This is a genomic window from Lentibacter algarum (genome assembly GCF_018860975.1).
Lineage (GTDB): Bacteria > Pseudomonadota > Alphaproteobacteria > Rhodobacterales > Rhodobacteraceae > Lentibacter > Lentibacter algarum_A.
Genome location: NZ_JAHKQI010000009.1, coordinates 107,622 through 133,891, shown reverse-complemented (window position 1 = coordinate 133,891; position 26,270 = coordinate 107,622). Strand labels below are relative to the sequence as shown.

30 protein-coding genes are annotated in these 26,270 nt (G+C 57.4%); 12 read left to right on the top strand and 18 right to left on the bottom strand.

Annotation, left to right across the window (positions count from 1 at the left end; translation table 11 throughout):
• Window positions 1–132: 132 nt before the first annotated feature.
• The 4 genes from KO498_RS14535 to KO498_RS14520 are packed head-to-tail and all read right to left on the bottom strand — an operon-like array spanning window position 133 to window position 3,092.
• Window positions 133–1,098 carry an OmpA family protein gene (locus KO498_RS14535; RefSeq protein WP_215960654.1) on the bottom strand — a complete coding sequence of 322 codons (966 nt, stop codon included), beginning with the start codon at window positions 1,096–1,098 and terminating at the stop codon, window positions 133–135.
• On the bottom strand, window positions 1,073–1,642 hold the full coding sequence (locus KO498_RS14530; protein WP_215960653.1) for a peroxidase-related enzyme: 570 nt from the start codon (window positions 1,640–1,642) through the stop codon (window positions 1,073–1,075). Before KO498_RS14530 ends, KO498_RS14535 begins: the two co-directional genes overlap by 26 nt.
• Window positions 1,643–1,645: 3 nt before the next feature.
• Window positions 1,646–2,374 (bottom strand): GNAT family N-acetyltransferase, encoded by a 729-nt coding sequence (locus KO498_RS14525; protein ID WP_215960652.1) that lies wholly within the window; start codon window positions 2,372–2,374, stop codon window positions 1,646–1,648.
• Window positions 2,361–3,092 (bottom strand): competence/damage-inducible protein A, encoded by a 732-nt coding sequence (locus KO498_RS14520; RefSeq protein ID WP_215960651.1) that lies wholly within the window; start codon window positions 3,090–3,092, stop codon window positions 2,361–2,363. The genes KO498_RS14525 and KO498_RS14520 overlap by 14 nt, the downstream gene beginning before the upstream one ends.
• A 45-nt stretch (window positions 3,093–3,137) precedes the next feature.
• On the opposite strand from KO498_RS14520, the gene sfsA reads away from it, so the two are divergent.
• Complete coding sequence (gene sfsA, locus KO498_RS14515) at window positions 3,138–3,839, top strand: DNA/RNA nuclease SfsA (protein ID WP_215960650.1); 702 nt, start codon at window positions 3,138–3,140, stop codon at window positions 3,837–3,839.
• 123 nt (window positions 3,840–3,962) lie between these two features.
• Window positions 3,963–4,748: a type I methionyl aminopeptidase gene (map, locus tag KO498_RS14510; protein WP_215960791.1), complete on the top strand. Its 786-nt coding sequence runs from the start codon at window positions 3,963–3,965 to the stop codon at window positions 4,746–4,748.
• A gap of 51 nt (window positions 4,749–4,799) precedes the next feature.
• Here the strand turns inward: map and rsmD are convergent, their stop codons facing one another.
• Both rsmD and KO498_RS14500 read right to left on the bottom strand, forming a co-directional pair.
• A complete protein-coding gene (rsmD, locus tag KO498_RS14505) occupies window positions 4,800–5,348 on the bottom strand; it encodes a 16S rRNA (guanine(966)-N(2))-methyltransferase RsmD (RefSeq protein WP_215960649.1) in 549 nt (182 codons plus the stop codon).
• Window positions 5,345–6,556 (bottom strand): NAD(P)/FAD-dependent oxidoreductase, encoded by a 1,212-nt coding sequence (locus tag KO498_RS14500; RefSeq protein WP_215960648.1) that lies wholly within the window; start codon window positions 6,554–6,556, stop codon window positions 5,345–5,347. The genes rsmD and KO498_RS14500 overlap by 4 nt, the downstream gene beginning before the upstream one ends.
• 84 nt (window positions 6,557–6,640) lie before the next feature.
• Here KO498_RS14500 and KO498_RS14495 point away from each other — a divergent pair, with 84 nt between their 5' ends.
• On the top strand, window positions 6,641–7,129 hold the full coding sequence (locus KO498_RS14495; RefSeq protein WP_215960647.1) for a peroxiredoxin: 489 nt from the start codon (window positions 6,641–6,643) through the stop codon (window positions 7,127–7,129).
• A gap of 120 nt (window positions 7,130–7,249) precedes the next feature.
• The gene (locus KO498_RS14490; RefSeq protein WP_215960646.1) at window positions 7,250–7,798 is read left to right on the top strand and encodes a YaeQ family protein; all 549 of its coding nucleotides are present in this window, start codon (window positions 7,250–7,252) and stop codon (window positions 7,796–7,798) included.
• Between the two features lie 8 nt (window positions 7,799–7,806).
• Here the strand turns inward: KO498_RS14490 and KO498_RS14485 are convergent, their stop codons facing one another.
• From KO498_RS14485 to KO498_RS14460, 6 genes are all read right to left on the bottom strand, one after another.
• Complete coding sequence (locus KO498_RS14485; RefSeq protein WP_215960645.1) at window positions 7,807–8,097, bottom strand: 4a-hydroxytetrahydrobiopterin dehydratase; 291 nt, start codon at window positions 8,095–8,097, stop codon at window positions 7,807–7,809.
• The gene (locus KO498_RS14480) at window positions 8,094–9,269 is read right to left on the bottom strand and encodes a GNAT family N-acetyltransferase (protein ID WP_215960644.1); all 1,176 of its coding nucleotides are present in this window, start codon (window positions 9,267–9,269) and stop codon (window positions 8,094–8,096) included. Before KO498_RS14480 ends, KO498_RS14485 begins: the two co-directional genes overlap by 4 nt.
• Window positions 9,266–10,057, bottom strand: coding sequence for a glycerophosphodiester phosphodiesterase family protein (locus KO498_RS14475; RefSeq protein WP_215960643.1), 792 nt, complete (start codon window positions 10,055–10,057; stop codon window positions 9,266–9,268). Before KO498_RS14475 ends, KO498_RS14480 begins: the two co-directional genes overlap by 4 nt.
• Complete coding sequence (locus tag KO498_RS14470) at window positions 10,057–10,521, bottom strand: RidA family protein (RefSeq protein ID WP_215960642.1); 465 nt, start codon at window positions 10,519–10,521, stop codon at window positions 10,057–10,059. Before KO498_RS14470 ends, KO498_RS14475 begins: the two co-directional genes overlap by 1 nt.
• A 73-nt stretch (window positions 10,522–10,594) precedes the next feature.
• Window positions 10,595–11,866 (bottom strand): HlyD family type I secretion periplasmic adaptor subunit, encoded by a 1,272-nt coding sequence (locus tag KO498_RS14465; protein WP_252731482.1) that lies wholly within the window; start codon window positions 11,864–11,866, stop codon window positions 10,595–10,597.
• 128 nt (window positions 11,867–11,994) lie between these two features.
• Window positions 11,995–13,728 carry a type I secretion system permease/ATPase gene (locus KO498_RS14460; RefSeq protein ID WP_215960640.1) on the bottom strand — a complete coding sequence of 578 codons (1,734 nt, stop codon included), beginning with the start codon at window positions 13,726–13,728 and terminating at the stop codon, window positions 11,995–11,997.
• Between the two features lie 169 nt (window positions 13,729–13,897).
• Here KO498_RS14460 and KO498_RS14455 point away from each other — a divergent pair, with 169 nt between their 5' ends.
• Window positions 13,898–14,650 (top strand): MlaA family lipoprotein, encoded by a 753-nt coding sequence (locus KO498_RS14455; RefSeq protein ID WP_215960639.1) that lies wholly within the window; start codon window positions 13,898–13,900, stop codon window positions 14,648–14,650.
• A 14-nt stretch (window positions 14,651–14,664) separates the two neighbouring features.
• Window positions 14,665–15,258 carry an MlaC/ttg2D family ABC transporter substrate-binding protein gene (locus KO498_RS14450; protein ID WP_215960790.1) on the top strand — a complete coding sequence of 198 codons (594 nt, stop codon included), beginning with the start codon at window positions 14,665–14,667 and terminating at the stop codon, window positions 15,256–15,258.
• 5 nt (window positions 15,259–15,263) lie between these two features.
• On the opposite strand, the gene KO498_RS14445 is transcribed toward KO498_RS14450, so the two are convergent.
• Window positions 15,264–15,629, bottom strand: coding sequence for a response regulator (locus tag KO498_RS14445; protein WP_215960638.1), 366 nt, complete (start codon window positions 15,627–15,629; stop codon window positions 15,264–15,266).
• Between the two features lie 293 nt (window positions 15,630–15,922).
• On the opposite strand from KO498_RS14445, the gene KO498_RS14440 reads away from it, so the two are divergent.
• The gene (locus KO498_RS14440; protein ID WP_215960637.1) at window positions 15,923–17,104 is read left to right on the top strand and encodes a lytic murein transglycosylase; all 1,182 of its coding nucleotides are present in this window, start codon (window positions 15,923–15,925) and stop codon (window positions 17,102–17,104) included.
• Between the two features lie 10 nt (window positions 17,105–17,114).
• Here the strand turns inward: KO498_RS14440 and KO498_RS14435 are convergent, their stop codons facing one another.
• From KO498_RS14435 to KO498_RS14425, 3 genes are read right to left on the bottom strand one after another with little or no spacing between them, the layout of a single operon-like run.
• Entirely contained in the window at window positions 17,115–18,470 is a 1,356-nt protein-coding gene (locus tag KO498_RS14435) for an aspartate aminotransferase family protein (RefSeq protein WP_215960636.1), read from the bottom strand.
• On the bottom strand, window positions 18,467–19,132 hold the full coding sequence (locus KO498_RS14430; protein ID WP_215960635.1) for an HAD-IA family hydrolase: 666 nt from the start codon (window positions 19,130–19,132) through the stop codon (window positions 18,467–18,469). The genes KO498_RS14435 and KO498_RS14430 overlap by 4 nt, the downstream gene beginning before the upstream one ends.
• On the bottom strand, window positions 19,129–19,905 hold the full coding sequence (locus tag KO498_RS14425; RefSeq protein ID WP_215960634.1) for an IclR family transcriptional regulator: 777 nt from the start codon (window positions 19,903–19,905) through the stop codon (window positions 19,129–19,131). The genes KO498_RS14430 and KO498_RS14425 overlap by 4 nt, the downstream gene beginning before the upstream one ends.
• Before the next feature lie 156 nt (window positions 19,906–20,061).
• Between KO498_RS14425 and KO498_RS14420 the strand changes: the two genes are divergently transcribed.
• The 5 genes from KO498_RS14420 to recO are packed head-to-tail and all read left to right on the top strand — an operon-like array spanning window position 20,062 to window position 25,361.
• Window positions 20,062–21,003, top strand: coding sequence for a tripartite tricarboxylate transporter substrate-binding protein (locus KO498_RS14420; protein ID WP_252731462.1), 942 nt, complete (start codon window positions 20,062–20,064; stop codon window positions 21,001–21,003).
• 58 nt (window positions 21,004–21,061) lie between these two features.
• Complete coding sequence (locus KO498_RS14415; protein ID WP_215960632.1) at window positions 21,062–21,601, top strand: tripartite tricarboxylate transporter TctB family protein; 540 nt, start codon at window positions 21,062–21,064, stop codon at window positions 21,599–21,601.
• Window positions 21,602–21,608: 7 nt separating this feature from the next.
• A complete protein-coding gene (locus KO498_RS14410) occupies window positions 21,609–23,237 on the top strand; it encodes a tripartite tricarboxylate transporter permease (RefSeq protein WP_215960631.1) in 1,629 nt (542 codons plus the stop codon).
• Window positions 23,156–24,577, top strand: coding sequence for an aldehyde dehydrogenase (locus tag KO498_RS14405; RefSeq protein ID WP_215960789.1), 1,422 nt, complete (start codon window positions 23,156–23,158; stop codon window positions 24,575–24,577). Before KO498_RS14410 ends, KO498_RS14405 begins: the two co-directional genes overlap by 82 nt.
• Before the next feature lie 49 nt (window positions 24,578–24,626).
• Entirely contained in the window at window positions 24,627–25,361 is a 735-nt protein-coding gene (gene recO, locus KO498_RS14400; RefSeq protein ID WP_215960630.1) for a DNA repair protein RecO, read from the top strand.
• Here recO and KO498_RS14395 read toward each other — a convergent pair.
• Both KO498_RS14395 and KO498_RS14390 read right to left on the bottom strand, forming a co-directional pair.
• Window positions 25,348–25,749, bottom strand: a complete 402-nt coding sequence (locus KO498_RS14395) for an META domain-containing protein (RefSeq protein WP_215960629.1) — start codon at window positions 25,747–25,749, stop codon at window positions 25,348–25,350. The two genes, recO and KO498_RS14395, sit on opposite strands and share 14 nt — an antisense overlap.
• A 5-nt stretch (window positions 25,750–25,754) precedes the next feature.
• Window positions 25,755–26,255 carry a TetR/AcrR family transcriptional regulator gene (locus KO498_RS14390; protein WP_215960628.1) on the bottom strand — a complete coding sequence of 167 codons (501 nt, stop codon included), beginning with the start codon at window positions 26,253–26,255 and terminating at the stop codon, window positions 25,755–25,757.
• Window positions 26,256–26,270: the final 15 nt, after the last annotated feature.

The window sequence follows — 26,270 nt, the reverse complement described above, 5'->3', positions numbered from 1 at the left end:
GCACAAAAACCGATTTCACACACTGGGCTCAAACCCGCCATTCGCGGCATATCGGGTGAATAGTGGGCTGGCTGCGGTAAAGCGGTGGCGCTGGTTATTGGGCTCGATCGACGTGGTTACTGTCAGCAGATTTTACTCTGTATTGAGCAAGATCACTTCAACGCGGCGGTTTTCTTCGCGGCCGTCTTCGGTGAGGTTGGATGTCAGCGGCGACAGGTAGCCCATGCCTTCGGCCTCCATACGGGCGCCGGCAATGTTATAGGCGCTGATCAACCTTTGTCGCACCGAAGCCGCGCGGCGCTTTGACAGGGTGATGTTTCCGCTCAGGGAACCCACGCTGTCGGTATGGCCGACGAGGGCAACTTTGCGGGTGGGGTTTTCGCTTAGGTAGGCTGCGAGGTCTTTGAGAGATGCAAACTCGGCTTCGCCAAGATCAGAAGAGCCGGTGTTGAAGGCCAGACCCGTCAGGACAGAACGCCCGACAGTTTCGAGCTGTTCGGCGAGGCTACCGTTTTGGCCAGGTCGCGTAATCGGTGTTGTCGTTTCGGCTTTGATATCTGCTGACTTTTCAGTGCTGAGCAGCGTTGCTCCTTCGGGGGTGACTTGAATGATCTGGATGTATCCGGCTGTTGCGTCGCGGCTGGTGAGCACAGTGATATACTCGCCTGCGTCGCGTTTGGCCGTCAGGAAGGTATAGTCAAACAAATCCACGAACATATCGGGTGCTGTGATGACATCGGTAGCGAAGCGAAAGTCAAATCCACCACAAAACCTGTCTTCGCATTTGAACAGGAACTCAAAGCCCGCTTCGGCGAGGCTGTCTTCAACGGGGGCGAGCAGCTGTTGGGGGGTGACGCCTTGTGTGTCAACGCGGAAGGCCTGTTTGGTCACGCGGCCGCTGATTTCGAAGGCTGGCAAAAGGCCCTCGGCATAGGGTGCGATCGGGGCGATGTAAGTTGCTGAAGCGCGGCTGCTTTCATGCGTTGGTGACGCATTGAGCGGCAGGGCCAAGTCAGCACTTCGGGCGGGTGCGCTGGCGAGCACACCCAGAAGAAGACCGAGGCAAAGAAGGTTAGCGCGAAAGGGCGTGATACTCATCATTTGGCCGTTGATCTGTGGCCGAGGCCACGCGGTTTGACATGTTGTAAAATCCGGCAACGTTCGAGATATCCCAGATGTCACGGTCTGAGAATCCGACACTGCGCAGGTGCTCGCGGTCGGCTTCGACAATCTTGTGGCTTTCAACAGTGACTTTTTCGGCGAACAGCAGCATTGCGGTTTGGCGGGCGTCAAGCTCGGCGGCGCGCCAGTTCATCACCAGCATTTCGCCCAAAATGGGATCACCTGACAGTGCGCGCACGGCTTGGCCATGTGCGGTGAGGCAATAAAAGCACTTGTTGATCGAAGACACGACGACGGCGATCATCTCGCGCTCGAGTTTGCTCAGGCCACTGTCGGCGAGCATCAGGTCATTGTAGAGCGCTGTGAAGGCATTGAGCTTGTCGATGTCAAAGGCATGCGCTTGGAGCACATTTGGCACCATGCCGAGTTTCTCTTGGCAGATGTCAAAATACTTTTGCGTGGCGGCGGGTAGCGGGTCGACCATTGGCAGGTCAAGGGCTGTGGGTTGTTTGGGGCTCATGGCTTAGCTCTCTTTCTTCAAGCGGTAGTGATACTGTCCCACACATGTCATGCCGAGGGAAGTGTAGAGCGCATTCGCGCCGGTGTTGGCTGCGGTCGTGACCAGCGAAAAATGGCTCGCGCCGTTTACTTGCGCCCAGTGAGCGAGCTCGTGAATGGCGTGTTTGGCCATGCCTTGACGGCGCTGATGGGGCAGGACTTCGAGGGCGTGCAGCATGGCGATGTTGTCGTGAATGGCGCAGAATCCCGCGGCGGCGGGGTGATCGTTGAGGCGCCCGATGAGGCCGGTTTTTGGCCCTTTGGCACGGTGCATGACGTCGATGCGGCCTTGGTCGACGCCGCCTGCCTTCCAGATGTCGAGCATGATGGCCAGAGGCTCCCATGCGAGCAGGGCTGTGACACGCGGCGGGCGCTGGGCGGCAAGCGGGGCAACAGGGGAGACGTAGGCATTCACCGCGTCGTGCACCATGTAGCCCCGGGCGTCGAGCAGAGCATCAAGTGCTTCGTCGTCTTCGCGGATCATGAAGAGTTTGGGTTGGCCCAGTGCCAGCATCGCGTCTTCAGCGGTTTTGATGTCAGAGGCAGAAACTGGCTGTTGCGCTGTCGCAGCGCTCACCCGCTGGCCGCCGCCTGCGCCTGTCCGGATGAGCCAGGGGCCGGTTTCAGCATACTCGGCTGCTGGCCAAGTGCCATCAACCACGTCATAGATTTGCGCGATATCAGGAAATGTCATCGGCGAAGGCCTTTGCGAGTTCGATCATGGCAGCATTCAGAAGCGCGGCATCAGAGCCGCGCATGACGATGTCAGAGCCATAAGCGCCATTCTTTTGAAACGGGTAGGAGCCGACGGAAAGGGCGGCGTATTTTTGCGCCAATTCCGAAAGCGGGCCAGCGATGTCGCCTTCACCACGGTTGATCCGCAGGCTTTGACTGAGCAGGGGCGCGCCGCCTGTGAGGGTTGGAAGCACGCTTGCGACCATTGCCTGAAAGACATTGGGAACACCGGCCATGACGTGAACGTTTTGCAGGGTAAAGCCCGGGGCGATAGACACGGGATTGTCGATCAGGGTTGCGGTGTCAGGGATGCGCGCCATGCGTTGGCGGGCCTCAGTGAATTCCATGTTGCGGCTAGCGTAATGCGCGCCCAGCAGCGCGCGCGCATCGTCACGCACTGTAATGTTCTGACCGAAAGCCTCGGCGATACAGTCGGCTGTGATGTCGTCATGCGTTGGCCCGATGCCACCGGAGGTGAACACCGTGTCGTAGGCCACGCTGAGCGCTTGCACGGCAGCAACGATCGCAGCGTGATCGTCTGAAACCACGCGCACTTCGAGCAGGTCAATCCCAACCTTGGTGAGCTCGCCTGCGAGGAAATACATGTTGGCGTCGCGCGTGCGGCCTGAGAGGATCTCGTCGCCGATGACCAGCATCGCGGCTGTCGGGTTTGGCATATGCGCTCCTTGAATGGCTTTCATCTTGGGTATAGGCCTTTGGTTATGCGCTTTCAAACCCCACTTGTGCCTGCTGTGCTTATTCGCCGCTACAAACGCTTTTTGGCGGATATCCGGCTGGAAGACGGGCGCGAAGTTGTCGCGCATTGTGCCAACCCCGGCAGTATGATGGGACTGGCGGAGGAGGGTATGCGCATTTGGGTTGAGCCCAACGACGACCCCAAAAAGAAGCTCGATTACGGTTGGCGGTTGGTTGAGCACGCCGACGGGAACTTCACTGGCGTCGATACGAGCGTGCCCAACCGCGCTTTGCGAGAAGCCTTGATGCGGCATCAGGTGTCTGGGCTGAGTTACGATACTGTGCGTCCCGAGGTGAAATACGGTGAACGCTCGCGCGTTGACTTTCTGCTCGGGACGGTTGGCGCGCCGGATATCTACCTTGAGGTAAAATGCGTAACGTTGATGCGGCAGGCGGGACTTGGGGAGTTTCCTGATAGCGTCACCGCGCGGGGGCTCAAGCATTTGCAGGAGCTTGAGAATGTTGTGAAAGAGGGGCGCCGTGCCGTGCTGTTTTACTTGGTGCAGCGCACGGATATTGAGCGGGTGAGCGTCGCGGCTGATATTGATCCTGCCTACGCGGCAGGCTTTGCAAAGGCGCGGGCGGGCGGTGTCGAGGTTATGGCATTTGATTGCAACATCAGCCCTGAGGAAATAACCCTTGGGCAGGCTTTGCCGGTGCTTGATTGAGTATTTTTACGAAGAGAAAGCCGGTGGGCTGGTTATTACTTGTAGGTTTGCCTAAATAGAGGCGGAATTAGGAAACGAGAGGCTGGGCCTGTGACTGACCAGAGTGGTGAACATCGCGGACGGATGACCAAAGACGGCATTCGCATTCATGAGGCAGCTGATTTTGCAGGCATGCTGAAGGCTGGGCAAGTTTCGGCGCAGATTTTGGACGAGGTTGCCGAGCTTGTTGAGGTTGGGCAGACCACGGCTGCGCTTGATGCGTTTATCGAGCGGCGCGCTGGTGAGCTTGGCTCTAAGTCGGCGACAATTGGCTACAAAGGCTATCAGCACGCAAGTTGTATTTCGGTGAACCATGTTGTTTGTCACGGTATCCCGGGCGAGAAGAAGCTCAAGGATGGTGACATTCTCAACATTGATGTGACGGTGATCGTTGACGGCTGGTTTGGCGACACGAGCCGGATGTATGTTGCTGGCAAGCTCGGTCGCAAGGCCGAGCGGCTGATCGAGGTGACCCATGAGGCGCTCTTCAAGGGGATTGAGGCGGTGAAGCCGGGCAATACCTTTGGCGACATCGGCCACGCTATCCAGACATATGTTGAAGGTCACCGCATGGGTGTTGTGCGCGATTTTTGCGGGCATGGGCTTGGAACTGTGTTTCATGCGCCACCGAATGTGTTGCACTATGGGCGCGCGGGGACGGGGCCTGTGCTGGAAGAGGGCATGTTCTTCACGATCGAGCCAATGGTGAACCTCGGGCGGCCCGAGACCAAGGTTTTGGCAGATGACTGGACAGCTGTGACGCGAGACAAGTCGCTGTCTGCGCAGTTTGAGCACTCGATCGGGGTGACGGCGACGGGCTGTGAGATTTTCACGCTCTCGCCGACTGGGAAGTTCCACCCGACTTACTGAAAAACCAGTTGATGTAGATTGCCAAGCTCGGCCGCGCTTTATGTCGTTGGCTTATGTGCGGCTCAGTATCGTGATGATAGTGCCGCCGTAGGAGCGCTGATCTTGCATTGTGAAGCCTTGTGGCGGGATCGGTGCGCGGCTTTCTTCCCAGACGATGAGTGCGTCGTCTGTCAGCCAGCCTTGGGCGAGGGCTGAGGCGAGGGCTTTTTCACCGAGGGATTTGCCATAGGGCGGATCAAGAAACACCAGCGAGCAAGGTGTTTGCGCGGGAGGCAGTTTTGTCGCGTCAACGCTGAGCAGTTTGGCGTCCGTTTCACGGCGAGCTTTTCGCAGGTTCTCGGTAACCAACTTTTGCGCAGGGCGGCCGTTTTCGACGTAGGTAACATGTTCTGCACCACGCGAAAGCGCCTCGAGGCCGAGCGCACCTGTGCCAGCAAAGAGGTCAAGCACGCGGGCGTTTGCTGGCTGGCCGTAGTGTGCGAGGATATTGAACAGGCTTTCGCGGGTGCGATCAGACGTTGGGCGCAAGTGTGCGTCGACATCGCCCTTTCCGACAGTGGCAAGCACAAGGCCGCGATGCTGTCCGGCGATGATCCTCATGCGCGCGTTAGGGCTTTCATGTCGGTTTCGGGATCAGTGATCTGAGCGGGTGTCGGTGACTTTCCGGCTTCGATGAGGCGCTTGCCGATCATGTAGGCGCGCGGGTCATTGGCGGCGTCGACAGCTAGGAGTGTATCACCGAGATAATACCAAAACGAGATGCTGCCTTCTTTGTCGCCTTGACGGGAAACCACGCGGTCATAGCCAGTGTTAAGGCCGGCGATTTGCAACTTGACGTCGTATTGATCAGACCAGAACCAAGGTTTGGCGGCATAGTCCAGCCCGGCGCCGAGCATGTTTTGGGCGACGACTTCGGCTTGCTCAATGGCGTTCGGGACGCTTTCGAGCCGGATACGCGTGTCGCGGTAGGGGAAAGAGGCGCAGTCACCTGCGGCCCAGATGCTCTCGTCAGAGGTTCGGCCTTGCGCGTCGGTTTTGATGCCGTTCTCAAGGGCGAGGCCTGCTTGCTCGGCGAGGGCTGTTGCAGGGGCGATACCCACGCCGACAACAACGAAATCAACGTCGAGCTTGGATCCATCGGCGAGTTCTGCTCCAGAAACACGGCCCTCTCCGGTGAGCTGTTTGAGGCCGGTGCCCTCAATGATATTGACGCCGTGGGTTGTGTGCAAAGCGCGGAAATAGTCGGAGGTTTGCGGGGAGGCGACGCGCTGTAAGATGCGATCAGCCATTTCAACCAGTGTGACTTTGAGGCCTTTCTTTGCGGCTACGGCTGCGGCTTCTAGCCCGATGTAGCCACCACCAACGATAAGCACATGCTTGCCTGTCGCGAACTCCGGTTCCATCGCATCAACATCGGCAAGGCCGCGCACCACATAAATGCCCTCTAGTGCACCGCCGATGCTGGCGGGGAGGCGGTGCGGGGTTGAGCCTGTGGTGAGCGCGAGCTGGTCGTAAGCGAGCGGTGCACCGTCAACTGTGAGGGTCTTGGCGACTGGATCAATCGCGCTGACATGAGCGCCGAGCAGCAGGGTGATGTCTTGATCCGCGTAAAAGCTTTCGGGTCGCAGATAGAGCCGTTCGAGTTCCATTTCGCCCAAGAGGTAGGCTTTCGAGAGCGGCGGGCGTTGGTAGGGCGGCGAGGTTTCTGCGCCGATCAGCGTGATCTGGCCTGTGAAGCCTTCCTTGCGCAGCTTGGCGGTGAGCGATGATCCGGCCTGACCGGCCCCGACGACGACGATATGAGACACGAGAGAGATCCTTCTGCTGGCTCTTTGGCAAGGAAACCCTATAAGTTTGTAACTAGCAAATGCAATCTAGGAGAGGGATGCGATATGACTATTTCTGTAGGTGACAAACTGCCCGAGGCGACATTGATGACGCTTGGTGCCGATGGGCCAGCGCCTGTGGCTCTGGGTGAGAAGCTAGCTGGCCGCAAGGTTGTGATCTTTGCGGTGCCAGGGGCATACACGCCGACATGCAGCAGCGCCCATGTGCCGAGCTTTATTCGCCAGAAAGACGCTCTGGCTGGCAAGGGCATTGACGAGATCATCTGCCTGTCGGTCAACGACCCTTGGGTTATGCAGGCTTGGGGCGAAGCAACGGGCGCGACGGGTGAGGGCATAAGTATGCTTTCTGACGCCTCGGGTGCGTTCACCGCTGCAATCGGCATGGACTTTGACGCACCGCCAGTTGGCTTTTCGGGCCGTTCAAAGCGTTACGCGATGATGGCCGACGACGGTGTGGTGAAGGTGCTGCATGCAGAAGACAGCCCCGGCGAGTGCGACATCTCTGGCGGTGAAGCGATGGTTGAGGCGCTTTAAGGCGCGCAATCAGGTGAAGTTAGTCAGGCCCTCTATGCCGTAGAGGGCCTTTCTTTATGGGCTTTCACAAAGTCATGAGACGCTGTAGGCAACGCTAAAACCACAAGTCAGGGGCCGAACATGGCACAAAAAGCGACGATTTATAAAGTTGAACTTTCTGTGTCTGACATAGACCGTCACTACTACGAGACCCATAAGCTGACCGTTGCCAAGCACCCGTCAGAGACAGACGAGCGACTTATGGTGCGGTTGCTTGCGTTTGCTTTGAATGCACATGAGCAGTTGGAAATGACCAAGGGGATTTCAACAGATGACGAGCCTGACATCTGGCAAAAAAGCCTGAGCAACGAGCTGGAGTTGTGGGTCGCCTTGGGGCTGCCGAGCGAAAAGATTGTGCGGCAGTCCTGTGGCAAAGCCGGTAAGGTGATCATCTACAGTTACGGCGGCAAGACCGCCGAGATGTGGTGGGCCAAGCTCAAAAACAGCGTCACCCGGTTTGACAACCTTCAGGTTACAAATCTTGTCGAGAAAGACACCGCAGAGCTGGCAAAACTGGCGAACCGTTCGATGAAGCTGCAAGTCAATATCCAAGACGGTGAGGTCATGGTCAGCGGTGATGAGGGTATGGTTTACGTGACACCTGTCGAGTGGAAGAATGTTGTGAGTTGATCACCTGCTCACAAACCATCCATCTTTCGAGCGAGCTTGGCGTCAAGGGCGCTGAGCCCTCCGGCGTCATGGGTTGTGAGAGTCACGGTGACGCGGCTGTAGATATTGCTCCACTCGGGGTGGTGGTCCCACTTTTCGGCCCAGATGGCGGCGCGCATCATCCAGCTGATGGCCTCTGAAAAATCGGCAAACTTAAAGGTTTTGCTAATCGCATCGCGGGTGTCGTCGTGCTCCCAGCCGTTGGCAACCAAGGGTGCGAGGAGCTGCTCGCGGGCGGTGTCGCTCAGTTTCTCGATCAATCTTGTTCCTCCCTGGTGTCTGCGGTTTCGGACTTGAACGGCCCGTATCCGGTGAGTATCTCGATTTCTTCACCAATGGCTTCGGTTTCGGCAGTTAGATACTGCGCAACGGCGTTTGAAAAACCCTCGTCCGCTATCCAGTGTAGTGAGTGGCACGCGGTTGGCAAATAGCCGCGAGCGAGTTTGTGCTCGCCTTGTGCGCCGGCTTCGACGCGGGGCAAGCCAAGCTCGATGGCAGCTTCTATTGCCTGATAGTAGCATAGCTCGAAGTGCAAGCAGGGGTGATCTTCTATGCAGCCCCAATAGCGGCCAAAAAGCGCTTGTTGGCCGATGAAGTTGAGCGCGCCTGCGACGGGTTGCCCGTCACGTTCGGCGATGACGAGAATCATGTCGTCGCGGAGAGTTTCCTGAGCGATGTCAAAGAACGAACGGCTAAGGTAGGGCGTGCCCCATTTGCGTTGCCCGGTGTCTTGGTAGAATTGCCAAAAGGCGTCCCAATGCTCGGGGGTGATCTCGTCGCCGGTGAGGCGGGAGATGGTTCCACCGAAAGCCTGAGCGCGGGCGCGTTCCTTACGGATGTTCTTACGTTTGCGAGAGGCCAGCGTTGAGAGAAAGTCGTCAAAGCTGTTGAAGCCTTTGTTGAGCCAGTGAAACTGCTGTGTGGTGCGGCGCATCAGGCCCATTTGCGCACCGGCTATTGCTTCCGCCTCGGTGCAGAAGGTTGCGTGAAGTGAAGACACTCCATGCTCGGAGGCGAGCTGAACTGCGCCCTGTACAAGGGCGGTGAAGGCCTGCGTATCATACTCCGGATGCGTCAGAAAGCGGCGGCCTGTGGCGGGAGTAAACGGCACTGCGATTTGAAACTTCGGGTAATAACGCCCGCCAGCTTGCTCGTAGGCATGCGCCCAGTTGAAGTCAAAAATATACTCGCCCTGAGAGTGGGATTTACCGTAAAGAGGCGCACAGCCAATGATCTGATCACCCAGGTGGGCCGTGAGGTAGAGTGGCTGCCAACCGCTGCCCTGACCGACAGAGCCACTCTCTTCAAGGGCCAGCAGAAAGCGGTGCGTGGTGAAGGGATCAAGCCCCTGCGCACAGGCATCCCACGCGGCGGCGGGGATATCGGCAAGAGTGGGGTTAAGCCTGATTTCTATCGGAGTGTTGTTGGTCATCTGCTTTCCGATAGGTCTGCTGATGCGGGCAGGTAGCCCTCGAATGTAATGTTGTCGGCAGCTTTGCGCACTGTGGCTTCCTGCTCGGGCGAGCGGATTGTCCAACACAGCACGGGCAGGCCTTGAGCCCTGAGTTTGGTGACTTGCGGGTTGTTGAGGTCATCGGCTTGGTGCGAGACAAATCCGGATCCGACACGGGTTGCATCCGGCAAGAGGCGCAGTTCGGCAAGGCGGGCTTCGGGCACTGTGGGCCAATCTTGTTTGAGGTAATCACAGGTTGTCAATCCGCGCGACAGGGTGGGCGCAAGGCGGGCGAGTTCTGCAACAGAATGCGGGTTGAACGACATCAGGGCAACATCGCCTGAGTAGCCTTGTAAGGCCTTAACGGTAGCGGCTTCCAGTTTGCCGATATTCTCGCCAAGCTCGCCGTCTTGATCCTTGAGCTCGATCAGCAGCGGCACGCGGCCTGCGACCACAGCCAGCACTTGCGCCAGTGTCGGGATACGATCGGCGCGGCTGTGAAGAAGCGAAATTCCGCAGAGTTCCTCGGCTGTGCGCTGGGCGAGGGGGCCTTTTTCTGAGGTGAGGCGATCAAGAAAATAGTCGTGAAACACGATCGCTTCGCCGTCTTTTGAAAGCTGCAAATCAAGCTCGATCCCGTAGCCGAGCGCGGTTGCCGCCGTGAAGGCGCCAAGGCTGTTCTCCGGCCGTCCTTCGGCCATATCATGCAAGCCACGATGCGCTATAGGGGCTTCGAGAAAGCTTGCTGGAAGGGCTGGGGCCTGCATCAGCTGATCTCGAAAATGCCTTCGATCTCAACCGCGACACCGAAGGGGAGAGACGCTGCCGAAAGGGCTGAGCGCGCGTGGCGGCCCTTGTCGCCCAATGCTTCGACCATAAAGTCTGAAGCGCCGTTGATGACGGCGGGTTGTTCGCCATAGTCTGCTGTCGAATTGACGAAGCCAACCAGTTTGACGACGCGCACGAGGCGATCAATGTCTCCTCCGCAGGCAGCTTTGAGCTGTGCGAGCAACGATATGGCGCAGGTTTTGGCGGCGGCAGCGCCATCGGCTGTGCTCAAGGTGTCGCCAAGTTTACCGGTGATCATACCGTCAGCATTGCTTGATATCTGACCGGAGACATAGACGGTGTTTCCTGTGACCACGAAGGGTACATAATTGGCGGCCGGAGCGGGGGCTTCTGGCAAAGTGATACCGAGCGTGGCAAGGCGGGTTTCGATCTGGGAAGTCATGGGTGTCTCCTGTTAGGTGAGTCGCCATGAGGCTAACGGCAAACGCGGCGGGCCGAAACGGCAAAACATGCGGTCAGTCGCGAAATGCCCCTTCAAAATAGTCGGAGAACGGTTTGATAAGGTAGTCAAGAGGGCTGCGCTCGCTGGTTAGGATATAGGCCTCGGCTGGCATGCCGGGGATCAGCACCGAGCCCTCCGGAAGTTTGTCGATTTCACCCTCTGCAAGGATGATCTCGGCGCGGTAATACGAAGTGCCGCGGGCCTCGTCGGTGAAGCTGTCAGGCGAGACGTGCACGACTTGGCCGGACAACTCGGGTGTGCGGCGCTGATCAAGAGCGGAAAAGCGTAGGTTCACTTTCTGTCCGGCATAAACCTGATCAATGTGGATCGGTGGCACTTGGGCTGCGATCACCAGAGGGCGGTCTTGCGGAACGATGTAAAGCACAGGTTCGGCGGGGCGTAACACCGAGCGTGGTGTGTTGACGGTGAGGCCATAGATGACGCCAGACACAGGCGCGGTGATCGACAGGCGAGAGAGCCTGTCCTTGAGGCTCAAGCGGCGTTCGCGCAGTTCGTGTTCTTGCACTCTCAAGTCGCGCAGTTGGCTGATGGCTTCTTCGCGAACGGTGCCCGCGAGCTTGAGGCTTTCAAGCTCGGATTCGATGATCCGGCCTTCGGCTTGGGCCATTTGCGCGGTGAGCTCACCGACATTGCCTTTGAGGCGAGCGGCTTCTCGTTGCAGAGACAGCACCCGTGAAGACTGCGCAAGCCCGCGTTCCAGCAGGCTTTCCTGGTTCTTCAGCTCTTCACCGATGAGGGCAATTTGCTCGCTTAAGGCTGCGGTTTGGGCATTGAGGCCGCGCACCTGATCGCTGATTTGATCACGTTGTTTGGCAAGTTGTGCACGCTCGCGCGACACGCCTTCGCGCCGGGCCGCAAACAGCCGCTTCTGGCCTTCGATAAGGTCGGCAATTTCAGTGTTTGTTGCCGCCAGTTCGGTCAATTCCTGATCGACGGTGAAGGTGTCGTCTTCGTCGCGCTCGGCCTCAAGGCGGGCGCGGCGCGAAAGCACTTCGAACAACTGGGATTCAACAATGGAAAGCTCGGAGCGTAGCGTGGTGCTGTCAAGCTCCAGCAAGATGTCACCGGCAACGATTGTGTCGCCTTCCTCTACGAGAATTTGCGCAACAACACCGCCATCGAGGTGCTGAACAACTTGCCTGTTTTGCTCGACTTCAACGCGCCCTGACGCGACGATCGCGCCTGCGAGCGAGCTGAACACCGCCCACCCGCCGAAGCCGCCAACAAGCAGCAAAGTTGCGAGAAGGCCTACGAAAACGGGCATGCGCGCAGGCCAGCGACGGCGGGTTTCAGCCTTGGCTTGCGACGCGTCCTCACTGTGGTGCCCAGCAAGCTTCGCCGGGAGCGTTCCACCGCGCGGCACAAGGGCAGTGTTGCTGTCACGGCGTGGCATCAACTGTCTCCCTTCGGGGCAGGTTTGGCGGCAAGTTGCGCATGGTTTTGCGTGACTTTGCGCAGCACTTCATCTTTCGGGCCAAAGGCCAGCATGCGCCCGTCTTCGAGCATTAGCAGAAGGTCGCATTCTTCGATGGCGGCGGGTCTGTGGGCCATGATCAGCACGGCTCCACCGCGGTCTTTGAAGCCCTTGATGGCACGGTTGAGAGCAAGGCCTCCGTCGTTGTCGAGGTTGGAGTTTGGCTCATCAAGAATGAGTAAAACCGGCTCGCCATACATCGCTCGTGCCAGACCGATGCGCTGGATCTGCCCGCCGGACAGCCGCCCGCCATTTGCCGACACGCGGCTGTCATACCCATCGGGCAATTGCAGGATCATGTTGTGCGCATCGGCGCGTTTGGCGGCGGCGATAACAGCTTCGGAATCGGGTGATTGCGAAAGTTTCGCGATGTTCTCGGCAATGGTGCCGTCAAACAGCTCGACACGTTGCGGAAGGTATCCGATCAATGTGCCGAGAACGGTCGGATCATATTGATCGAGAGTTGCACCGTCGAGCCGGACTTTGCCGCCTGCCGGGCGCCAAGCTCCGGTAAGGGTGCGCGCCAGCGTTGACTTTCCTGCCCCTGATTTTCCGATGACACCGACAGCTTGGCCGGGCTTGAGCGTGAAGTTAACCATCTTGAGGGCGGCTTGTGCTTCACCCGGTGGAACGACTGTTGCTTGCTGCACTTCAAGAAGGGCTTGCGGGCGTGGCAGGGCTGTGCGGGTAGCCTCGGGTGACACTTCCGAGAGCAGATTAGAGAGCGTTTCCCAGCCTTTTCGAGCGCGCTCGAACACCGGCCATTGACCAATGGTGACTTCAATCGGCGCCAAGGCGCGGCCCATGAGGATGGAGCCGGCGATCATGGCGCCGGGGGTAAGTTCGGCTTGCAGCACGAGGTAGGCGCCAAGCCCGAGCATCAGCGATTGCAAGAGCATCCTGAAGGCCTTGCCAGAAGTGGTAAAGATACCGCCAAGATCGGCAGCATGAAGCTGTTCACTCAACGAAGAGGTGCGCGACTGCTGCCAGCGGTGAAAGGCTGCTTCGCGCATCCCCATCGCCTGGATCATTTCGCTTTCGGCGCGCAGTTGTTCGGAGGTTTGCTCGGCGATCACGAGGGCCTGGTTGGCTTTCATCAGTGGACGACGCGTTGTTTTCAGATTGGTCAGAGTGATCAGAACCAGAACCGCACCACCAACAACTGCGAGTATGCCGAGCCAGGGGTGAAACAGAAAAATCCCGAACAAAAACAACGGGGCAAATGGCATGTCAAACAAGGCCATGAGCGCTGGAGAAGTGAGCAAGCGCTGCACTGCCTCAAGATCACGGAGGGCTGTGGCGCTTTGATCGTGGATGCCAAGGGCGTTTTTGCGCAGCACTGCGTCAAACACCCGCTGATCAAGTCGCGTCTGGAAACGCGCCCCAACTCGGGCCATGATCCGCCCGCGAGCGTAGTCGAGCAAGCCCATCATCGTGTAGAGAAAGATGACAAGCACTGTTAGGGCAACCAACGTGGCCTCGGAGCGCGAGCCAAGCACCCTGTCATAGACCTGCAACATGTAGAGCGGGCCGGTGAGCATCAACAGGTTAACAAGCACACTGAACAAACCCGCAGCCCAGAAAAGGCCCCGGCTTTCGCGCCGTATTGCGCGAAGCTCTTCAAGGCCGGTTTGAAGATTTGGTTTGTTCATAGGGTCTTTCTAGTTCGAATAGGTTGTAAAAGGTTGACCACGCGGGAGTCCGCCCATTTCTATAGCGGTTCTGTTTCCAAACTGCCACAGATCTAAGAGAACCCTTTGCGTGGCATGGACTTGCGGGCATGATGAATTAGATGAGACCAATGGAATTAGGGGGTGCTACGTGAATTTCCGCGTTTTGAACGTTATTTCAGCAGTATTGATCAGTGTAACGCTTGCCGGGTGTAACAATCCGGGTGCTGGGCATGATCCTGCTTTGGCGTTTGATCCGTTTGAAGAGCGCAACCGCAACAACCACGAACTGAACAAGTCGATTGACCGCGCTGTGGTGCGTCCGGCAGGCAACGGGTATGTGAAGATCATACCAAAACCAGTGCAAAAAGGCGTTAGCAACTTCTCGGCGAACCTTGGCATGCCTTCGTTGGTGGTGAACAATTTGCTGCAAGGCCGTATCGGTGATGCTGGCAAGAACACTTTGCGCTTTGCGCTGAATACCACGATCGGCCTCGGCGGGCTTGTTGATGCTGCAGGCGAGTTCAAGCTTGAGGAAGCCGATACTGATTTTGGCGAAACGCTACATGTCTGGGGTGTTCGTGAAGGCGCTTATGTAGAGCTGCCAGTGCTGGGCCCATCAACAGAACGTGATGCTGTCGGAAAAGTGGTTGATCTGTTTACCAACCCGCTGTCATACGTGCTGCCAAGCCCCGAAAAATACATCGGCACCGGAGCTTCGCTGGCGGCACGGCTTGGCGACAGGGGCACCTACGCCGATACGCTTGATGCGCTGCTTTATGAAAGCGCTGACAGCTACTCGCAGGCTCGGGCGATTTACATCCAGAACCGGCGCTTCGAACTCGGGGAAGATGCTGCCGAAGTTGAGAGTGACCCGTTTGATCTGAATACCGAAGGATTTTGACCATGAAACATCTGATGACCCGCCGTTCTGTTGTAGCAACTGCAAGTGCAGCCCTAGCGGCAATGATCGCCCCGAAAGCGGCGCTGGCGCTCAACGAGAATGAGGCCAAAGCGTTGGTTGACAAGCTGGTCGGTGAAATCAACAAAGTGATCGCTTCGGGCAAGTCGGAAACTGCGATGTATGGTGACTTCGAGCGCATTTTCGAGCGTTACTCGGACACATCCTACATTGCGGCTTACACACTTGGGAACGACGGGCGCAAAGCAAGCTCTTCTCAGAAGCGCTCTTACTCAAAAGCATTTCAGGTTTACGTGGCGCGTAAATACGGACGCCGTTTCCGCGAGTTTATCGGCGGGCGACTGGAAGTTACCGGCGTGCGCAAGGTGAAGAAATGGTATGAAGTCGATGCGACGGCGTATCTTAAAGGGCAATCGCCATTCAAGGTGACGTTCCTTGTGTCTGATCGCTCGGGCCGCAACAAGTTTTTCAACCTTTATGTCGAAGGTATCAACATGCTGCTTACCGAGCGCACCGAGATCGGGGCTATGCTCGACAAACGTCGCGGTGACTTTGACAAATTGGTCGCTGATTTGAAAAAGGCGAGCTAGGCCTGCTAGCTTGCGCGGCTGCCGAAGTGCTCGGCCATTGCGGCAATGTCGTTCGGGGGCGTGTCTGCTTGAATAAGCGCACAGGCGTTCGAACATAAGTTAAAGATAGAACCGTCGGAAAAGAACGAGGAACTCGTCACGCAGATGACTTGCACCTCGGGAAGCCGGAAGCTGGCAAAGTCGGCTATGGCAAGAGCGCTGCCCTTCGCGAGATCAAGGTCAAGAATAACCACGCTGAACTTTTGCTCTTGCAGATAAGAAACAGCGCTGTCTTCGCTTGCTGCAACGGTGACAATTGCCCCCTGTCGCTCAAGGTGTTTGCGCCAGAGCTCTGCCAGAGCTGTCTGATCTTCGACAATTAGAAGGTTCACACGATCCTCACCAGTTAATGCAGTCTTTGCCGGAGAGAGCCTGAAGCCGACAGTCTGCATAGATATTGGGCAGTTTAAGGGTTTGGTTGCAAATTTGATATCCTGAAAATCCCCAAATTCCTGCCAAAATTGCGTGGTTTTCGGCGAGATCACGCTAATTTGTTTACAGTTTTAGTATTTCTAAGGGTGTTCAAGAGAGAAAGGCGCTCTGTTGCAGCACTTGCATGTTTTCAGGATTTGAGCTCTTAGGAGCGCGAGCCTTTTGGGTTATTCAGGTGAATGTGGGAGCAGACATGCGCAGACTCGGTTTTACATCTTTATTGGTTTTGGTTCTTGGTGCAGGCTCAGGTGCTTTGGCAAACAGCGCATGTGGCGGCAGCTTCGGCGGGTTTGTCGAAGGGATGCGCAAAGAAGCGCGTGCCAAAGGCTATGATGCGAAGACGGTGAACTCCTTTTTTGCCAATGTGCGACAAGACAAAAAGGTGCTGAAGGCAGACCGCGCCCAAGGCGTTTTCCAGTTGGATTTCACCAGTTTCTCACGGCGGCTTATCTCGAACGCGCGGTTGGCCAAAGGCCGCGACAATGCCAAGCGCTATGGACGCACGTTTGCTCGCATGGAGAGCGACTATGGTGTGAGCCGCGGTGTGTTGCTGGCATTTTGGGCATTTGAAACCGATTACGGCAGCTTTCAGGGCGACTTTAATACGCTCAATGCACTGACGACATTGAGCCACGATTGCCGCCGCCCTGAGCTGTTCCGACCGCAAGTTTTTGCGGCACTAGAGCTATACAAACGCGGCGAGTTTAGCCCAACCAAGACTACAGGTGCTTGGGCTGGAGAGATCGGCATGGTGCAAATGCTTCCGCAGGACATTCTGGACAACGGTGTTGACGGTGACGGTGACGGGCATGTGCGGCTGAAAACCTCACCAACGGATGCACTGCTGAGCGGCGCGAAAATGCTGCGCCATCTTGGCTGGCGCGCTGGCGAGCCGTGGTTGCAAGAGGTTGCGGTTCCAGCCGAAATGGACTGGTCAAAGTCTGGGTTGGGGACGCAGTTGAAGGCGGCGGATTGGGCCAAGATGGGCGTGAAGCCGAGGCACGGGAAGCTTGCGGGGCATTTGCCTGCTTCACTGATTTTGCCACAGGGGCGCAAAGGCCCGGCGTTTTTGGCCTATCCGAACTTTAGGGTCTATTTTGAGTGGAACCAGAGCTTTACCTATGTCTTAACCGCGGCGTATTTTGCCAACCGCCTTGAGGGCGCCCCTGTGTTCAATGCCGGCCAGCCCGAACGAGGCCTCAGCGGGCCGGATATGAAACGCTTGCAGGAAAAGCTTGCACGCAAGGGGTATGATGTCGGCAAGATTGACGGCATCTTGGGTGCAGGCACCCGTGCCGCAGTGCAAGATATGCAAAAGCGGTTAGGGATGCCTGCGGATGCCTGGCCGACACGCCAGCTTTTGAACCGCATTTAAGGGTTGCCGTTTAGCCGGCGGCCTTGAAGCCTGCGTCGAGGGCATTGAGGATGGTTTGAACATCGTCACTTGTCAGAACCAGCGGCGGCGAGAGGATCACATTGGGGCCGGAAATTCGCACCATTGCGCCATTGTTATAGGTGACCTCTTGCAGGGTCGCCGTTGTGGCTTTGTCAATCGGGGTTTTGTTACCGCGGTCTGAAACAAGTTCCATTGCGCACATGAGGCCGTGGCCGCCGCGCACGTCACCGATGATGCTGTGCTTGTTTTGCAGAGCTTGCATGCCTTCGAAAAGTTCGGCGCCACGGGCAGCGGCGTTTTCGTTTACTTTCAGGCGTTTGGTTTCGGTCAAGCAAGCCAGTGCCGCAGCTGCGCCGACAGGGTGGCCTGAGTAGGTGTAGCCATGACCGATAGCAGCTTTGCCTGTTTTGTCGTTCTCGAACACTTGCACGACTTCGTCGGCGATCATCACCGCGCCAAACGGGAAGTAACCGTTGGTGATCGCTTTGGCGGTGCACATGAAGTCGGGTTTCACGCCCCAGTGACGTGAGCCCGACCATGAGCCAGTGCGGCCAAATGCTGTGATCACTTCATCAGCGATGAGCAGGATGCCATTGCGGGTGCAGATGTCGCGCACGCCGGGCATGAAGCTTTCGTGTGGCGGGATGACGCCGCCTGCGCCCAAGACAGGTTCCATGATAAAGGCGGCGATTGTGCCGGCACCTTGAAAGGCAATCTCGTCTTCAAGCGCCGCAAGGCAGAGCTGGGCGAGCTTTTCGGGGTCTGTCTCGTTGAAGGGGTTGCGGTAGGTGTAGGGCGCCGGGATGTGGTGACATCCAGCCAGTAGCGGCTCGTAGGCGGTGCGGAAGTTGGCGTTGCCGTTAACGGATGCGCCGCCGAAATGCGTGCCGTGATAGCCTTTTTTGAGCGAGAGAAACTTGGTTCGGGCGGGCTCACCCTTCACCTTGTGATACTGCCGCGCGAGGCGCAGGGCTGTCTCGACAGAGTCAGATCCACCAGACGTATAGAACGCCCGGGTGAGGCCGTCGGGCTCAAAAAACTCACGCAGCTCTTCGGAGAGTTCGATGACGGCGTCGTTGGTCGTGCCGCGAAACGTCGAGTAGTAGGGGAGCTGCTCAAGCTGGGCTGCGATCGCGTCTTTGACGGGCTGGCAGGAGAAGCCGAGGTTGACGTTCCAGAGGCCGCCAACACCGTCGACAACTTTATGACCATCGACATCAATAATGTTCACACCTTCCGCACCGGTGACGATTGTCGGCGGGTTGGCGAGGCTGTCGGCTGGGTGTGCCATCGGATGCCAAAGCGAACGGGCGTTTTTCTCTTTGAGGAAGTTGCTGTCTTTCATGTCAGTGTCCTTTCAGGGAGGCCCAAGAGGCCGAGTGCGTCTTGGTAGCTTGTTGCAGGTGAGGTGACGTCGAAGTGGACGTTGGGCAGGCCGATGGCCTCAGCGCCTTTGATGTTGCGGAGCTGGTCGTCGACGAAAACACAGGCGCTTGCAGGCAGGGCCAGCTCTTCCAGCACAGCCTCATAGGCGCGTGCGTCGGGCTTGAGGATGCCGGTGTAGGTGGCGTCGATAATCACTTCGAAGTCAGCGAGGAAAGGCAGCTTCTCGCGAAAGTCGGCGCCATAGAAGAGATCAAGCTCGTTGGAGAGGATCGCGAGGCGAATGCCCGCTGCCTTACATGCAGCGATGGTTTGGCGAAACTCGGGGCGGATGACGGCTTCGGGCTCGGCCCCGCGCGCGGCGCGTACAAACTGGCTCATCTCTGTCCAGTTTTCGCCCACAAGCTGGCCGACTTCACGGGTGCGCTCGCTCCAGTAGTCGCGCTCGCTTATCTCGTCGGCTTGCATGTTACGCCAGAGCGTATCGGTGTCGGGTGCGAAAGGGCCTTGCCAGGTAAGGCTACCAGCGGGCAAGCCAAGAGCGGCTTCGGTGAGGTTGTGTGTCTCGAACAATGTGCGCGACACGACGCCTCCAAAGTCAAGGATAAGGGCTTGCTGACTCATGCGGCGGCCTCATTAAACGATTGCGGAAGGAAGCCACCCGTCGCGCGTGTGAGGCGCAGGGCAGCCTGTCGAAGGTTGGCGCGAATGGCGGTGCGCAGCGCGTCATCCATGCGTGACACGGGTGCGGCTATGGCGAGTGCGCCGATGCAGGATTGGCGCGCATCAAACAGCGGCATGGCGTGTGTGTGCACGTCGTCTTCAAAGTTTCCGACGGATTCTGCCATGCAATCTGCGCGCACCTGCGCGAGAATTTTGCGCAGCTTGGCCGGGTTCGTCTCGGTGTTGGCTGTGAGGGCTTCAAGCCTTGCAGACAGCACTTCGTCAACAAAACCCGCATCCGAAAACCCCAGAACAGCAAGGCCCGAGCTTGTCGCGTGGAGCGGCAGAACCTCTGCGTCTTCCATGGTGACGCGGGTGCCGTGCTGGTGCGAGTAGACATAGGCCAGCGTGCTGAGTGTGCTGCCTTGCAAGAGTGAAATATGCGCGGTTTCGCCGGTCGCTTCGGCGAGTTTTGTGAGGGCAGTCATTGCGATATCGCGCATAGGAACGGCGGCTTCGCGCAGGGCAGCGAGGCGCAAAAAGGCGACGCCGAGGCGGTATTCGCGGCCCGTTCCGGCTTGTTCAACGAATCCCTGGTCCTGTAATTCGGTGAGCAAACGGTGCACCGTGGCCTTGTTTAACCCGGACAGACGAGACATCTCGCTCAACCCGATCAGGCTGCGCGAGCGCGAGAAATATGTCAGCAAAGATAGGGCTTTAGAGACGGTTCCCATTGTCTACTTTCTCGCCCAATTTTTGGGCGCTTGCGGGTTTGGAGGCCCTGATGAACGGTTCACTTGTTAAATTTGTTGACAGACTTGGCATTGGTCTGTCAATCTATTTTAGAACCAATGGTTCAAATAATGAACCAAAACATCAGGGAGAACAAGATGCTAGGTAAACAATTTCTGGGCGGCGCACTCGCTCTTGCAATGACAGCTTTGGGAGGCGCGGCGTTTGCTGAATACCCAGAGAAACCCGTGAGCTTTATCGTGCCTTGGCCTCCCGGTGACTTGGAGGATGTGCTGACGCGGATGATCGCCGAGGACTTCCAGAAGGAATACGGCGTTTCGGCGGCAGTTGTGAACAAACCCGGCGGCGGCGGCGGCCCTTTCCCTGGTGCGATAGAAGTCGCGCAGGCGCCTGCTGACGGCTACACTATCGGCTCGTTTGTGATCGGTGTTCCTGTGGTAGGCCACCAGATCGGCATCGACGAATTGGCACCTGAGAAGTTCGACCCGCTGGGCATTTTCCTTACCTATCCGTTTGTAATTGCCACCTCAAAAGATGCGCCCTACAGCGATATGGACGAGCTGGCGGCATACGCCAAAGAGAACGACGTTGCGCTTGGTCACTTTGGTGATCCGCTGACGCCGACGCAGGTGACCAAAGCTCTGGCCGTCAAGAAAGGCTTTGAGTGGGGCTCGGACGCCGCATTTGACGCACTTGATTGCAACACGCTTGCCTCGGGCGATGCGGACGTGATCAACACCACATTGCAGCTTGTATTGCCGTGCCTCGACGACGTGAAAGTACTTGTGTCGATCACGGATGAGCGCATTTCACTGGTGCCGGATGCGCCGACTGCGGGCGAAGTTGACCCCGAGATGAACATCGCGCTTTGGAACGGCCTGTTTGTGCTCAAAGATACGCCAGCGGACGTGCGAGAGAAAATCATCGCGGTTGCCAAAAAGACTGTGATGTCTGAGCGTGCACAAAACATTGCCAAAGAAACCGGCGCGCTGGTTTACTGGCAGGGTGCTGATGAGGCTGCCGCACGTGTGGCCCGCAACATCGAAACTGTCGGCACGATCCAAGGCCTCTTGGAGTAAGCAAACTGTCGGGCTGGGCGTGTGATATGCCCAGCCTCTTTCTGTCCGGAGCCATGTGATGAGCAAAGATCGTAGTGAAGAGATCAAACGTTTTGACGGGCCTTTAAGGGGGCAGGCGCTGTTTGCAATTGTGTTTTTCCTTGCGGCAGCTTTGTTACTCAGTCAGCTCGGCAGCGAGACCAAGTGGGCCAAGGGAACCAAGTTTTTTGCGCAGCCGCGGTTTTGGCCTGCGGTGTCTGTTATTGGCATGCTGTTGTTTGGCGGGCTGCATCTTTGGAAGCTGCCGCGCCGGAGTTTAACGCGGGTTGATGCCGCTGAATGGCTCGTTTGGGCGAAAGCGCTTGAGTATGTGGCGTGGTTTATGGGCTACGTTTGGCTCGTGCCGCGGCTCGGCTACTTGCCAATGACGGTTTTGTTTATGCTGGGTCTGGCTTACCGGCTTGGCTATCGCAGCCGGAAAATGCTGTGGATAAGTGCCATTTTTGGCGTTGTCGTGGTCGTTGTGTTCAAAGGGCTACTCAATGTCAAAATCCCTGGTGGGGCTGTTTATGAATACCTGCCGGGTGCGTTGCGCTCGTTCTTTATCCTGAATTTTTGAGGCGCAGATGGACCTGATACTGGATGGCTTGCAGATACTAGCCCGTTGGGATGTGATGATCGCGCTGCTTGTCGGTTCGATCGGCGGCGTTTTGATCGGCGCGATCCCTGGGGTTGGCCCTGCTGTGGCGATTGCGATCTTGCTGCCTGCGACCTTCAGCATGGATCCGATTGTCGGCCTCACTGTGCTCTTGGGTATTTACGGAAGCTCTATGTATGGTGGTGCGATTCCGGCGATCTTGATCAATACTCCCGGCACGGCTGTCAATGCGCTAACGACCTATGATGGCTATCCGATGACGACCCGCGGTGAGGCACGTCGGGCATTGTCCCTGGCCTACTCGGCGAGCTTCTTTGGCGGGGTGTTCTCTGTTGTTTGCCTGATACTGTTCGCGCCCGTTCTTGCGAGGATCGCACCGATGTTTGGCAGTCGCGAAATATTCCTCGCGGCGCTTTTGGGGCTTATTTTGGTGGTCATTGCTCACCGCGGCCAAAGCCTGATCGCCGCGGGGCTGGCGTGTTTCGGGATATTCCTTCACACCATCGGGCTTGAGCCGGTGAAATACTCCAAGCGCTTCACGTTTGATCAAAGCTGGCTGTCGTCGGGTGTTGACCTCATTGTTGTTGTGCTTGGCTTGTTTGCGATCAGTCAGGCGATCTTTTTGCTGCGCGGAGAAGACGAAAAAGTCCGATTGACCAAGCTGCGTGGCGGGCTCTTTCAGGGGTTGCGAGAGCTCGGTCGGCATCCGCGTGTTGCCAGCGTTTCAGCAAGCCTCGGCGTGCTGATGGGGATGATCCCTGGAGTTGGCGAGTTTACTGCGCAGTTCCTGAGCTATACTTATGCGCAGCGCAGTTCTGAACGTCCTGATGACTTTGGACACGGGGCCAGTGAAGGGCTCATCGCGGCGGAGACGTCAAACAATGCTGTGCCTGCAGCGGCGATGGTTCCGCTTTTGGCACTTGGCATTCCCGGTGAGGCGCTAACCGCGATGATGCTCTCGGTGTTTTATGTGCACAACGTCGTGCCCGGGCCAGCGCTGTTTCAAAACGATATGGATTTTGTTGTCGCACTCTATCTGGCGCTTTTAATCCTCAATGTGTTGGTGCTGATCTTCCTGTTGTTCGCAACCAACCAATTGATCAAGGTGGTCAAAATCCCCAATCGTTTTCTGGGCGCAGCAATCCTGACACTTAGCTTTGTTGGAGTTTACTCCCTGCGCAATTCGGTCACTGATTGCATGCTCGCCGCGGGCTTTGGCATCTTTGGATTTGTGCTCAAACGCCTTTCCTTGCCAGCTGTCCCGATCGTTCTGGGGATGGTGCTTGGCGGCATCATGGAAGTAAAACTACGCGCTGGCATGGCGCGGGTGAAAACCCCGTTTGATTTTATCGACCGCCCCGTGGCGATGATCCTGTTTATCATGATTGTCGGCGTGCTTATCATTCATCTCCGCCACGTTTGGCAGGAGCGCAAATCCCTTAAGGAGGCCAAATGGCAGTCCAAGCACAGATCAACGAACTTCGGAGCGCAGATGTCGCGCCGCAGAAGCTTTTTATCAACGGAGCGTGGCAAGACGCTCAGGGCGAAGCGCTCGAAGTATGCTCCCCGATCGACGGACAAAAACTCACCACGCTAGCTTCAGCAACCACTGAGGATGTTGACCGTGCCGCTTCAGCCGCGCGGGCTGCGTTTGAAGACGGACGATGGGCAAGCATGGCTCCTGCGGGCCGCAAAAAAGTGCTGCACAAAATTGCTGATTTGATCGAGCAGTATGCTGTCGAGCTGACTGTGCTCGGCGTGCGTGACAATGGCACCGAGTTTAACATGGCGCTTAAGGCCGAGGCCGGCTCGGCGGCGGGAACATTCCGCTACTATGCTGAAGCTATTGACAAAATCTACGGTGAGATTGCACCAACCGCCCCCAACGTTCTGGGCCTTGTGCATCACGCGCCTGTCGGTGTTGTTGGAGCGATTGTTCCCTGGAATTTCCCATTGATGATTGGTGCATGGAAGCTTGCACCTGCATTGGCTGCGGGTAATTCCGTGGTGCTCAAGCCTGCGGAGACTGCGTCACTTTCATTGTTGAAACTGGCCGAGATTTGCAGTGAAGCCGGCTTGCCTGACGGGGTGTTGAACGTGGTCACTGGCGCAGGCGCGGTAACGGGCGAAGCCTTGGCGATGAGCATGGATGTTGATGTGCTGGTGTTCACCGGGTCAGCCGCGACAGGCCGCCGTTTGCTGGAGTATTCAGCGCGCTCGAACCTCAAGCGGGTCTACCTTGAGCTTGGTGGCAAATCGCCCAATGTGGTTTTCGCGGATGCGCCTGATCTGGCGCAAGCCGCTAAGGTTTCTGCGATGGGCATTTTCCGCAATTCCGGGCAGGTTTGTGTGGCAGGTTCGCGGTTGTTGGTCGAGCGTTCCGTGCAGGACGAGTTCGTCGCGCTCATGGCGGCAGAAGCTGAAAAGCTGGTCGTCGGTGATCCGCTTGATCTCGGTTCACAGATCGGAGCGGTGAACTCGCCACAGCAACTTGAAGGCAATCTGAACTTTGTTGAAAAAGCACTTGTTGAAGGTGCCGAACTGGCGACCGGTGGCGCGAGAATTCTGCAAGAAACGGGAGGCTATTACATGGCACCGACGATTCTGACGGGGGTTGAGCGTGATCATAACGTCTTCCAGAATGAGGTTTTCGGGCCTGTGCTTGCTGTCACTCCGTTTGACACCGAAGCCGAAGCTGTGGCGCTGGCCAATGGCACTGACCACGGGCTTGCCGCCGGAGTCTGGACAGAAAACCTGAGCCGTGCGCACCGGATGATTGGCGCCATCCGTGCAGGTGTTGTGCATGTTAATACCTACGGTGGGGCCGATAACACTGTGCCTCTTGGTGGTGTCAAGCAGTCGGGCAACGGGCATGACAAGTCATTGCATGCGCTTGATAAATACACTGACCTTAAGACGGCTTGGATCCAGCTTTAGGACAAATTCACTGCTCGCTAAGCCTCACGTTTATCGCTAGGCTCCAAGCATGGACTGGCGAGACACTGGCATACTTCTGACGGCGCGGATGCACGGCGAAAACAGCGCGATCGTTGAGGTGCTTACGCCTTCGCGGGGGCTGCACGCAGGTGTTGTGCGGGGAGCGAATAGTCGCAAGATGGCGCCGGTTTTACAGCCCGGTGCGCAGCTTGATCTGGCTTGGCGCGCGCGGCTGGAGGAACATCTGGGCAGTTTCACAGCCGAATTGCAACGCTCGCGCGCGGCGCAAGTGATGGGATCGCGGTTGGCTGTCGCAGGGCTGAATTCTGTCTGCGCTTTGCTGCGTTTTGCGCTGCCCGAGCGCGAGCCGCATCAGCCATTATACGAGCGCACCGAACAGTTGCTTGACTTGCTGGGTCAGGACGAGATCTGGCCATTGGCCTACCTCAAATGGGAGACTGCCTTGCTTGATGAACTCGGCTTTGGCCTTGATCTGACATGCTGTGCCGTGACAGGCGCAGTTGAGCCTCTGGAGTTTGTCTCGCCCAAGACAGGCCGTGCAGTGACCCGCGCTGGTGCGGGTGAGTGGCAAGACAGGCTGTTGCCTCTGCCGCCAGTTATGCTCGGGAAGGGTGAGGGGAGCGATGCCGAAGTTGCAGCGGGATTGCGCCTCACCGGGCACTTTCTGACGCATAACTTTGCGCATGAACAAGGCGGCAAGCCTTTGCCGTCGGCGCGCGCGCGATTTGTTCAAGTGTTCGAGAGGCGGCTTACTCTGCCTTGAACACCATGGTGCGGCCGGCATCATTGCTGAGCAAGAGAACGTCACCGCTCACTTCCGACAAGCTCATTTCTGATAGAGCTTTCAGGAATTTGCTTTCGCTCGTTAGGTCGGGGCAGGCCATGCGGGTGCTGGCAACCTGACCCGCGTCAAACCACGGGTAAGGCACGGTCATTGGCCCGAAATAGCGGTTGCATGGAGCTTGCCCGGCGATCTTTCCGGGTTCGGGGAAAGTGAGAGTTGCACGGGCCGAAAAAGCGGCTCCATCAATGCTTTCGAGGCGCCACACACGCTCGGCGGCACCGTAGCCACCAACGGTTTCGTCGGCGCGGCAGGCGGGTAATACCGCGAGGGCAGGGATCAGTGCGAAGGGAAGCAACGAGCGTTTCATAGCGTTTACCTAAGCGCCAAAATCAGATCGACAAGGGTCGCGATCGCATTTTTCGCGTCGCAACCCGGAGTTTCTGTGAGGCCGATGGTTGCTGCAAAGAGCACCTGTGCCAACTCCGGGTTGCTGACGCCGCACTTTTCAAGAAGGGATGCGATCTCGGTGAGCTTTCTGGTGTCACTGTCCGCGAGGGCCTGAGCGACCTGCTCATTCGAGCGGGCCCAAGCGCGCAGGTTCGGATCGGCCATGACGGCATAGTTCTGAGCCAAATTGCGCAGCGTTGTCGCCGGATTCTCTTCATCGGTGATAACCGTAGCGCTGTTTTGCCACTTGTTGATCATACTGTCGTGAAAGGCGGCGACATCCTTGAAGTGCCAGTAGAACGAGCCTTTAGTTGTGCCTAATGCGCGTGCGAGCGCCTCGGCCTTCAAGGCCTGCGGGCCTTGTTTGGCGAGAGCTTCGAAACCGGCGGCGATCCAGTCGTTTTTGGAGAGTTGTTTGTCTGACATGTTAGAAGCATACGC

Bases quoted from the DNA above. Each gene is read 5' to 3' on its own strand.
- KO498_RS14440 (WP_215960637.1), top strand. From the start codon at position 15,923: ATGCGCAGACTCGGTTTTACATCTTTATTGGTTTTGGTTCTTGGTGCA.
- KO498_RS14395 (WP_215960629.1), bottom strand. From the start codon at position 25,749: ATGAAACGCTCGTTGCTTCCCTTCGCACTGATCCCTGCCCTCGCGGTA.
- KO498_RS14420 (WP_252731462.1), top strand. From the start codon at position 20,062: ATGCTAGGTAAACAATTTCTGGGCGGCGCACTCGCTCTTGCAATGACA.
- KO498_RS14460 (WP_215960640.1), bottom strand. From the start codon at position 13,728: ATGAACAAACCAAATCTTCAAACCGGCCTTGAAGAGCTTCGCGCAATA.
- KO498_RS14425 (WP_215960634.1), bottom strand. From the start codon at position 19,905: ATGGGAACCGTCTCTAAAGCCCTATCTTTGCTGACATATTTCTCGCGC.
- KO498_RS14535 (WP_215960654.1), bottom strand. From the start codon at position 1,098: ATGAGTATCACGCCCTTTCGCGCTAACCTTCTTTGCCTCGGTCTTCTT.
- KO498_RS14390 (WP_215960628.1), bottom strand. From the start codon at position 26,255: ATGTCAGACAAACAACTCTCCAAAAACGACTGGATCGCCGCCGGTTTC.
- recO (WP_215960630.1), top strand. From the start codon at position 24,627: ATGGACTGGCGAGACACTGGCATACTTCTGACGGCGCGGATGCACGGC.
- KO498_RS14435 (WP_215960636.1), bottom strand. From the start codon at position 18,470: ATGAAAGACAGCAACTTCCTCAAAGAGAAAAACGCCCGTTCGCTTTGG.
- KO498_RS14470 (WP_215960642.1), bottom strand. From the start codon at position 10,521: ATGACTTCCCAGATCGAAACCCGCCTTGCCACGCTCGGTATCACTTTG.
- KO498_RS14465 (WP_252731482.1), bottom strand. From the start codon at position 11,866: ATGCCCGTTTTCGTAGGCCTTCTCGCAACTTTGCTGCTTGTTGGCGGC.
- KO498_RS14490 (WP_215960646.1), top strand. From the start codon at position 7,250: ATGGCACAAAAAGCGACGATTTATAAAGTTGAACTTTCTGTGTCTGAC.
- KO498_RS14520 (WP_215960651.1), bottom strand. From the start codon at position 3,092: ATGCCAAACCCGACAGCCGCGATGCTGGTCATCGGCGACGAGATCCTC.
- KO498_RS14530 (WP_215960653.1), bottom strand. From the start codon at position 1,642: ATGAGCCCCAAACAACCCACAGCCCTTGACCTGCCAATGGTCGACCCG.
- KO498_RS14410 (WP_215960631.1), top strand. From the start codon at position 21,609: ATGGACCTGATACTGGATGGCTTGCAGATACTAGCCCGTTGGGATGTG.
- map (WP_215960791.1), top strand. From the start codon at position 3,963: ATGACCAAAGACGGCATTCGCATTCATGAGGCAGCTGATTTTGCAGGC.
- KO498_RS14495 (WP_215960647.1), top strand. From the start codon at position 6,641: ATGACTATTTCTGTAGGTGACAAACTGCCCGAGGCGACATTGATGACG.
- KO498_RS14415 (WP_215960632.1), top strand. From the start codon at position 21,062: ATGAGCAAAGATCGTAGTGAAGAGATCAAACGTTTTGACGGGCCTTTA.
- KO498_RS14475 (WP_215960643.1), bottom strand. From the start codon at position 10,057: ATGCAGGCCCCAGCCCTTCCAGCAAGCTTTCTCGAAGCCCCTATAGCG.
- KO498_RS14525 (WP_215960652.1), bottom strand. From the start codon at position 2,374: ATGACATTTCCTGATATCGCGCAAATCTATGACGTGGTTGATGGCACT.
- KO498_RS14430 (WP_215960635.1), bottom strand. From the start codon at position 19,132: ATGAGTCAGCAAGCCCTTATCCTTGACTTTGGAGGCGTCGTGTCGCGC.
- KO498_RS14450 (WP_215960790.1), top strand. From the start codon at position 14,665: ATGACCCGCCGTTCTGTTGTAGCAACTGCAAGTGCAGCCCTAGCGGCA.
- sfsA (WP_215960650.1), top strand. From the start codon at position 3,138: ATGCGCTTTCAAACCCCACTTGTGCCTGCTGTGCTTATTCGCCGCTAC.
- rsmD (WP_215960649.1), bottom strand. From the start codon at position 5,348: ATGAGGATCATCGCCGGACAGCATCGCGGCCTTGTGCTTGCCACTGTC.
- KO498_RS14480 (WP_215960644.1), bottom strand. From the start codon at position 9,269: ATGACCAACAACACTCCGATAGAAATCAGGCTTAACCCCACTCTTGCC.